The 8,577-nt window shown below is 70.8% G+C and carries 7 protein-coding genes; 4 read left to right on the forward strand and 3 right to left on the reverse strand.

Annotated features, from left to right (window positions below; all coding sequences use genetic code 11):
• Positions 1 to 80: 80 nt before the first annotated feature.
• From MBSD_RS09745 to MBSD_RS09755, 3 genes are all read right to left on the reverse strand, one after another.
• Complete coding sequence (locus MBSD_RS09745) at positions 81 to 1,463, reverse strand: TolC family outer membrane protein (RefSeq protein WP_062537156.1); 1,383 nt, start codon at positions 1,461 to 1,463, stop codon at positions 81 to 83.
• A 49-nt stretch (positions 1,464 to 1,512) separates the two neighbouring features.
• Positions 1,513 to 2,172 carry a protein-L-isoaspartate O-methyltransferase family protein gene (locus MBSD_RS09750; protein WP_062537157.1) on the reverse strand — a complete coding sequence of 220 codons (660 nt, stop codon included), beginning with the start codon at positions 2,170 to 2,172 and terminating at the stop codon, positions 1,513 to 1,515.
• Positions 2,173 to 2,302: 130 nt separating this feature from the next.
• On the reverse strand, positions 2,303 to 2,752 hold the full coding sequence (locus MBSD_RS09755; protein ID WP_187300629.1) for a hypothetical protein: 450 nt from the start codon (positions 2,750 to 2,752) through the stop codon (positions 2,303 to 2,305).
• 3 nt (positions 2,753 to 2,755) lie between these two features.
• Here MBSD_RS09755 and MBSD_RS09760 point away from each other — a divergent pair, with 3 nt between their 5' ends.
• The 4 genes from MBSD_RS09760 to MBSD_RS09775 form a co-directional block, all read left to right on the forward strand.
• Positions 2,756 to 3,403, forward strand: coding sequence for a TetR/AcrR family transcriptional regulator (locus MBSD_RS09760; protein ID WP_237071783.1), 648 nt, complete (start codon positions 2,756 to 2,758; stop codon positions 3,401 to 3,403).
• A 233-nt stretch (positions 3,404 to 3,636) separates the two neighbouring features.
• Positions 3,637 to 5,514: a phosphomethylpyrimidine synthase ThiC gene (gene thiC / locus MBSD_RS09765; protein WP_062537160.1), complete on the forward strand. Its 1,878-nt coding sequence runs from the start codon at positions 3,637 to 3,639 to the stop codon at positions 5,512 to 5,514.
• 10 nt (positions 5,515 to 5,524) lie between these two features.
• Positions 5,525 to 7,363, forward strand: a complete 1,839-nt coding sequence (locus MBSD_RS09770) for a sulfotransferase (protein ID WP_062537161.1) — start codon at positions 5,525 to 5,527, stop codon at positions 7,361 to 7,363.
• A gap of 249 nt (positions 7,364 to 7,612) precedes the next feature.
• On the forward strand, positions 7,613 to 8,577 hold a 965-nt coding region (locus MBSD_RS09775; RefSeq protein WP_237071784.1), incomplete at its 3' end, for an ArnT family glycosyltransferase.

The raw sequence follows: 8,577 nt of genomic DNA on the forward strand, positions 1-8,577 counted from the left end.
TCACCCGCATCGACATGAACAACCTGGTGGGTTTACACAGCTAGGCCCGCCTTTTTCGCCACGCGCGCGGCGTCGCCGCGTCACTGCAGCAGCGCGTTCACCGCCTCGATGTCCTTGACGTCGATGGTGCCGGCCGACTGCTTCAGGGCGAGCTGGTTGATCACGAACGCGTGGCGCGCCTGCGAGTAGTTGCTCTGCGCCTGGAACAGGTTCTGCTGGCTGATCAGCACGTCGACGATGGTGCGCGTGCCGACCTCGAAGCCGGCGCGGGTGGCGTCCAGCGCGGACTGCGCCGAGATCACCGCCTGCTTGCGCGCCTCCACCTCGCTGACGCCGGCGATCACCGAACGGAAGGCGTTGCGCGTGTTGCGCACCACCTGGCGGCGATCCTGTTCGAGCAGGTCGCTGGCCTGATCGCGCTGGTAGATCGCCTGGCGCACGCGCGACTGGGTGATGCCGCCGGAGAAGATCGGCACGCTCAGCACCAGGCCGACGGCGGTATCGCTGCGCTCGCTGTTGATGTGGCTGGTCAGGCCGCCGAACGTCTGGTCGGACCAGGAGGGCGTGCGCGTGTAGACGACCGAGGCATTGAGGGTCGGCAGGTGCGCCGAGCGCGCGACGTTGACGCTGTGCTGGTCCGCCTCGACCTGGAACTGCTGGGCCAGCAGCGCAGGATTCTGCTTCAGCGCGGTGTCGACCCATTCCGTCAGGTTGTTCGGCTGCGGCGGGTTCAGCGGCAGATCCTCGCGCAGGCGCTTCAGTTCGCCGGCCGGCTTGCCGGTGATCTGCGTCAGCGCCTCGCGGGCGTCGTCGAGCGCGTTCTGCGCGTCGATCACGTTGGCCACGGCGGAGTCGTGCTGCGCCTTCGCTTCGTTGACGTCGGTGATCGCCGACAGGCCGACCTCGAAGCGCTGCTGCGCCTGCTCCAGCTGGCGCGCCAGCGCCTTTTCCTCGGCCTGGGCGAAGGTCAGCGTGTCGATCGCGGTCAGCACGTTGAAGTAGGCCTGCGCGGTGCGCAGCATCAGGCTCTGCAGCGCGGCCTGGTACTGCGCCTCGCCGCCGGCCGCCTGCGCCTTGCCGACCTTGACCTGGGCGAACTTGCTCCAGTCGAACAGCGTCTGCGTCAGCTCGCCCTGCAGGGTGGTGTTGCGGCCGGAGGTGGAGGAACGGAAGCTCTGCACCTGCAGCGCGCCGTTGGAATCGATGAACGGCTGCGCGCTGGTGCTGGAACCGTGGCTGTCGGTGAAACCGTAGCTGGCGTTGATCTGCGGCAGCAGCGCGCCCCAGGCCTGCTTCGGGAATTCGTTGTTGAACATGCGCGCGGCGTCCGCCTGCGCCAGTTGCGGATCGTTGGCGCGGGCGTCGCGGTAGGCGTCCATCAGGTCCTCGGCGCCGGCCAGCATGGGCGCGGCGGCGAGCAGCAGCGCCAGGGGCAGAAGCTTGAAACGGGTCGTTCGCGTCATGGAGAGGGGGTCCTTGCTTGCGTCGTTTTTCGCTCCGGCCCGGGCGTGCCTACAGGACGAAGCGCTTGGGCGGAGCGGCGTTGGCGAGATAGGTCAGGTCGGTCTCGAACAGGATTTCCTCGCTGAAGCGGCCGTCGGCTTCGTGGCGCATCAGCACGGCCTGCATCACCGGCGACTCGCCGCGCACGACGAACAGGCGGCCGCCGGGCTTGAGCCAGCGCCGGAACCGTTCCGGCAGCGCGTACACCGCGCCGGTGACCGCGATCGCGTCGAACTGCCGGTTCGGCTCGTAGCCCTGCACCGCCTCGGCGACGGCCACGCCGGCGTTGCCGATGCCGAGCGTCGCCAGGCGCGCGCGCGCCGCCTCGACGAAGTCGGCGTGCATGTCGACGCTGACCACCTCGCCGGCCAGCCGCGCCAGGCAGGCGGTGATGAAGCCGGAACCGGTGCCGATCTCCAGCACGCCGTCCGACTTGGTCAGCTCGAGCGCCTGCAGCATGCGGCCCTCGACCACCGGCTTCATCATGGTCTCGCCGTGGCCGAGCGGCAGCGCGATGTCGGCGAACGCCAGATTGCGGTAGCCGGACGGCACGAACTCCTCGCGCGGCACCGCGGCGAGCGCGTCCAGCACGTTCGCGTCCAGCACCTCCCAGGGGCGCACCTGGTTGGTCACCATGTTCTGCCGCGCCAGCTCGAGGTCGATCGACATGTTGCGGAATCCCGTGCGCAAAAATGAGCCGGAAAGCATAGGCAGTTGCGGTCGCGCCAGCAACGTCAAGGCTGCGGTGGCGGTTATCCCCCACGAAGTGCCGGAAGTCACCGCGCCGCCTTGACGCAAGTCATGCCGCGTCCTGGGTGCTCCGGTGCAGTATCCCCGCCGCGGCCGGCGCGCCGGCCGACGGCAGTCGCGCCAGCATCGCCTCCGCCGCGCGGCCGAGCGCGGCGTCGGTACGATGGATGCGCGCCAGCGCGAAAGGGTTGCCGCGCGTCGCGGCGGCCAGCGCCTGCCAAGCCAGCCAGCGGGCGAGCGCGTGCCGCTCGCGCGCCTGCAGCCGCGGCAGGGTGCGCCGGGCCGCGAACGCCGCACGGCGCGCCGCGCCGGCGTGCGCGTCCAGCAGTGCGGCGAACGCGCGCAACGCCAGTCGGTGGGGCTCGCTGAGCCGCGGTTCGGGGGTCGTCGGGGACATGCGGGTCCTTCGCTGCATGACAGGCGTGAAGCCGCTAAGCTGGCGGCAACTTGTAATAATTAAACCGTTGCGTATAATAAACACCGGATCGGGGCCGATCAAGTGATGAGCATCAACCTCAAACCGGCAGGGCCCGGGCGGCCCAAGGACATGGAGAAGCGCGCGGCGATCCTCGCCGCGGCCAAGCGCCTGTTCATCCTGCACGGCTTCGAGGGCACCAGCATGGACGCGGTCGCCGCCGACGCGGGCGTGTCCAAGCTGACCGTGTACAGCCATTTCGGCGACAAGGATTCGCTGTTCCGCGAGGCGGTGCGTGCGCGCTGCCGCGAGATGCTGCCGGACGAGGTCTATGTCGTGCCGACCGGCGGCTCGATCCGCGAGGCGCTGCTGCAGATCGCCCGCGCGCATGCGCGGCTGATGACCAGCCCGGAGGTGATCGGCACCTGGCGCGCCATCCTCAGCGATTGCCGCGAGGGCAATCCGCGCATGGGCCAGATGCTGTGGGAGGAGGGCCCGGCGCGCAGCCAGGCGCTGCTCGAGCAGTTCCTGCGCGAGGCCGCCGCCGCCGGCCTGCTCGACCTGCCGGACGCGCACCGCGGCGCGGTGCAGTTCATGGCCCTGCTGAAGGGCGACCTGCAGACGCGTCGCCTGTTCGGCTGCGTCGACTGCGCCGAATCCGCCGAGCGCGAGGCGCTCGCCAACGCCGAGGCGGCGGTCGACATGTTCCTGCGCGCCTATGGCCGCGCGCATTGACGCTCGCCTCTGCCGCCCGCTTCGTGCTTGAATAGCCGGCGAAGCGGGGGTGTCCCGCCACGAAAAGCCGCGGCACGGTTCGCCCGAGAGCGGCGGTCGCGTGGGCTTTCGGTGGCGGGACTGAGAGAGTCCCTTCGAACCTGACCCGGATCATGCCGGCGTAGGGAAGCTTCGCCGCCGCGCCCGTGCGCCCGGCGACGCCGCCGCTTCGTCCCCAGCCGCGAGGACGAACCATGAATGCCATCCCTTCCGACCTGGTGCGCGCCGCGCAGGCGCTGTCCGCCGAGGTGACGCGCCCCATACCCGGCTCGCGCAAGATCTACGTGCGCGGCAGCCGCGGCGACCTCGCCGTGCCGATGCGCGAGATCGCGCAGGCCGACACGCCCTCGAGTTTCGGCGCGGAGAAGAACCCGCCGCTCACGGTGTACGACACCTCCGGCCCGTACACCGATCCCGATTACCGCGTCGATCTCGCCGCCGGCCTGCCGGCGCTGCGCGCGCCGTGGATCGAGGCGCGCGGCGACAGCGAGGCGCTGCCCGACTTCACCTCCGAGTTCAGCCGCCGCCACGCGGTCGCGCCGCAGTTGGCCGAGGTGCGCTTCCCGACGCTGCGCCGCCCGCGCCGCGCGCGCGCCGACGCCAACGTCACGCAGATGCACTACGCGCGGCGCGGCATCGTCACGCCGGAGATGGAATTCGTCGCCATCCGCGAGAACCAGCGCATCGAGGCGCTGCGCGAGGCCGGGCTGCTGAAGCAGCATCCAGGCGAAGGTTTCGGCGCCGAGCTGCCGAAGCTGATCACGCCCGAGTTCGTGCGCGAGGAAGTCGCACGCGGCCGCGCGATCATCCCCTGCAACATCAACCACCCGGAATCCGAGCCGATGATCATCGGCCGCAACTTCCTGGTGAAGATCAACGCCAACATCGGCAACTCCGCGGTCAGCAGCTCGATCGCCGAGGAAGTGGAGAAGATGGTGTGGGCGATCCGCTGGGGCGCCGACACGGTGATGGACCTCTCCACCGGCAAGCACATCCACGAAACCCGCGAGTGGATCGTGCGCAACAGCCCGGTGCCGATCGGCACGGTGCCGATCTACCAGGCGCTGGAGAAGGTCGGCGGCGTCGCCGAGGACCTCACCTGGGAACTGTTCCGCGACACCCTGATCGAGCAGGCCGAGCAGGGTGTGGACTACTTCACCATCCATGCCGGCGTGCGCCTGCCGTTCATTCCGCTGACCGCGAAGCGCGTCACCGGCATCGTCTCGCGCGGCGGCTCGATCCTCGCCAAGTGGTGCCTGGCCCACCACAAGGAGAACTTCCTCTACACGCACTTCGAGGAAATCTGCGAGATCATGAAGGCCTACGACGTGGCCTTCTCGCTGGGCGACGGCCTGCGCCCCGGCGCGATCGCCGACGCCAACGACGAGGCACAGTTCGCCGAGCTGGACACGCTCGGCGAGCTCACGCAGCTCGCCTGGAAACACGACGTGCAGGTGATGATCGAGGGCCCCGGCCACGTGCCGATGCAGCTGATCAAGGAGAACATGGAGCGGCAGCTCGAGAAGTGCGGCGAGGCGCCGTTCTACACGCTGGGGCCGCTGACCACCGACATCGCGCCCGGCTACGACCACATCACCAGCGCGATCGGCGCGGCGATGATCGGCTGGTTCGGCACCGCGATGCTGTGCTATGTCACGCCCAAGGAGCACCTCGGCCTGCCCGACAAGCAGGACGTGCGCGACGGCATCATCGCCTACAGGATCGCCGCGCACGCCGCCGACCTGGCCAAGGGCCACCCCGGCGCGCAGGCGCGCGACAACGCGCTTTCCAAGGCGCGCTTCGAGTTCCGCTGGGAGGACCAGTTCAACCTCGGCCTCGACCCGGAGAAGGCGCGCGAATTCCACGACGAGACGCTGCCCAAGGAAGCGCACAAGTCCGCGCACTTCTGCTCGATGTGCGGGCCGAAGTTCTGCTCGATGAAGATCACCCAGGACGTGCGCGACTACGCGCGCGAACACGGCGTCGACGCCGGCGCCGCGCTGGAGCAGGGCCTGGCGGAGAAGGCCGCCGAATTCCGCGCCGGCGGCGGCGAGGTCTACCGCAACTCATGAGAATTCGCCGATGAAGCTGCAGGTGCCGTTCGTCCAGCTGCCCGTGCAATTCGACGCCGCGCGGCTGGCGGCCGAGGTGCTCGCGATCGACGCCTCGGCGTGGCGCGAGCATCCGCAGAAATTCCCCGGCAACTTCGCGTTGCCGCTGATCTCGGTCGGCGGCGATCCCGACAGCGACGCGATCGCCGGCGCGATGCGGCCGACGCCGTACCTCGAGCAGTGCCCCTACCTGATGCAGGTGCTCGATCACCTCGGCGCCGTGTGGGGGCGCACGCGGCTGATGAAGCTGTCGGGACAGGCCGAGGTCACGCCGCACGCCGACATCAACTACTACTGGCGGGAACGCGTGCGCGTGCACGTGCCGATCCTGACCCGGCCGACCGTGCGCTTCATCTGCGGCGACACCGAGGTGAACATGGCGCCCGGCGAATGCTGGATCTTCGATACCTGGCGCCAGCACCGCGTGATCAATGCCGCCGACGACGAGCGCATCCACCTCGTCGCCGATACCGTCGGCAGCGAGACGTTCTGGGACCTGGTCGGCCACGGTCGCGCGCCAGGCTACAACGATCCGCCGGGTTGGCGCGCGGCGCCGGTCGCGCCCGCCGGCGAACGGCGGCCGGCCCTGCGCTACGAGAGCGTCAACGTCCCCGAGGTGATGACGCCGTGGGAACTGCGCGAGCACGTCGATTTCCTGCTGGCGCACGTGCAGCCGCACGCGCAGTTGCCGCTGGTGCGGCAGATGGCGACGCGCTTCGTCACGACCTGGCAGGCGTTGTGGGCGCAGTACGGCGCCGATCGCGCCGGCTGGCCCGCGTACCGTGCCACGCTGGACGCCTTCGAGCAGGCGATGGAGCGCTACGGCGTGCCGCTGCAACTGGTCAACACGGCGATGTTCATGAACACGCTGCGCGCGATGGTGCTGCGGGTCGCCCTGGCCGACCGCGTCGAGGCCGCCGACGCCTACGAACCGCGGCCGCCGGCGGCGCCCGGCCCGCGCGCCGGCGAGCGCGGCGCCGACCCGGCGTTCGAGCGACCCGTGTTCATCGTCTCGCCGCCGCGTTCGGGCTCGACATTGCTGTTCGAGACGCTGGCGCAGGCGCCCGCCCTGTTCACCATCGGCCACGAGAGTCACGCGCTGATCGAGGGCCTGCAGGGATTGCATCCCGCGCACCGCGGCTTCGATTCCAACCGCCTCGACGCCGCGGCGGCGACGTCCGCGGTGAGCGAGGAGCTGCGCCGGCGCTTCTACGCCGAGCTGCGCGACCGCGACGGCCGCCCGCCCGCGCAGGCGCGCGTGCGCATGCTGGAGAAGACGCCGAAGAACGCGCTGCGCGTGCCGTTCCTGGCGCGGCTGTTTCCCGAGGCGCACTTCGTCTATCTGCACCGCGACCCGCGCCAGACCCTGAGCAGCATGATCGAGGCCTGGCAGTCCGGACGCTTCCGCACCTATCCGCAGCTTCCGGGCTGGGGTGAGCCGGCGTGGTCGCTGCTGCTGGTGCCGGGCTGGCGCGCGCTGATCGGCAAGCCGCTGGCCGAAGTCGTGGCCGCGCAGTGGGAGATCACCACGCGCACGCTGCTGGACGACCTGGAGAGACTGCCCGCGGAGCGCCGGCACGTCGCCCGCTACGACGCGCTGCTGGCGGATCCTGCGGCGGAGGTGGCGCGGCTGTGCGACGCGCTCGGCCTTGCGTGGGACCGGCCGCTGGACCGCGCGTTGCCGCCCTCGCGCTTCACCGTCTCCGCGCCGTCGCAGGACAAGTGGCGGCGCCATGCCGACCTCATCGAAGCGGTGCTGCCCGGCATCGAGGCCACGGCGCGCCGCGCGGAACGCTTCGCCGCGCGCTGAGGCCACCGCCCGCATGCGCACCCGCCCGCGGAAGGAGCCGCGTGCGGGCGACCGGACTGCGTCCTCGCCGCGCCAACGGACATCCATGCGCCTTCGCGGTCGCCTGCATGCAGGCTCCTGCCGGGCATGGGTCAACGTGCGCGGGCTGCTTCGCCGCGGTTGAGCCGGCGCGCGGCCCGCAAGCCAAACCCAAGCAAGCCGCGCTAGCATGCGCGCGCCCGCAGCCGCGGGTGCGGAAGGATGCGACCGATGAACGACCCGCTGCGCCGCCTGCTCGCCTCCCGCTGGACGTGGGCGGCGCTGCTGTTGCCGCTGGCGCTGCTGCTGCCGCCGATCCCGATCGACGAGACGCGCTACCTCACCGCGACCTGGGAGATGACGCTGTCCGGCCATTGGCTGCTGCCGACCGTCAACGGCGCGCTCTACACCGACAAGTCGCCGTTCCTGTTCTGGCTGATCGCGTCGGGTTGGAAGGTGTTCGGCGTGCACACCTGGGTGGCGCGCGCGCTGGCGCTCGCAGTCACCTGGACGATGCTCGAACTGCTGCGCCGCCTGGCGCGCCGCTTCGCGCTGGACGCAGCGGCGATGTGGCTGCTGGCCGGCTGCGCCGGCATCGCGATCTTCGCCAGCGCGATCATGTTCGACCTGCTGCTGGCGGCGTGCGTGCTGCTGGCGATGCACGCGCTGCTGGATCTGGATGCCGCGCGCTGGCGCCGCGGCGTCGGTGTGCTCGGCGCCGCCATCGGCCTCGGCGTGCTGGCCAAGGGGCCGGTGGTGCTGCTGCACGTCATGGGCGCGGCGCTGCTGGCGCCGTGGTGGAGCGCCACGGCGCGCGCGGCGAAGGCGCGCTGGTACGGCGCGCTCGCCGCGGGCATCGGCCTCGGCGCCGCGATCGCCCTGGCCTGGCTGCTGCCGGCCGCCTGGCTGGGCGGACCGCAGTACTGGGAGCCGCTGCTGCAGAAGGTCAGCGGGCGCCTGCACGAAAGCTTCGCCCATGCGCGGCCGCCGTGGTGGTACCTGCCGCTGCTGCCCGTGCTGCTGCTGCCGTGGACGCTGGCGCTGCGCGCGCCGCGCGCGGCGTGGGCGGCGCTGTGGCGCGAGCGCGCCGGCCGCTTCGCGCTGGCGTGGTGCGTGCCGCCGTTCCTGGCGTTCTGCCTGATCAGCGGCAAGCAGGTGCATTACCTGATTCCGCTGCTGCCGGCGCTGGCGCTGGC

It is taken from the genome of Mizugakiibacter sediminis (genome assembly GCF_000953855.2).
Lineage (GTDB): Bacteria > Pseudomonadota > Gammaproteobacteria > Xanthomonadales > Rhodanobacteraceae > Mizugakiibacter > Mizugakiibacter sediminis.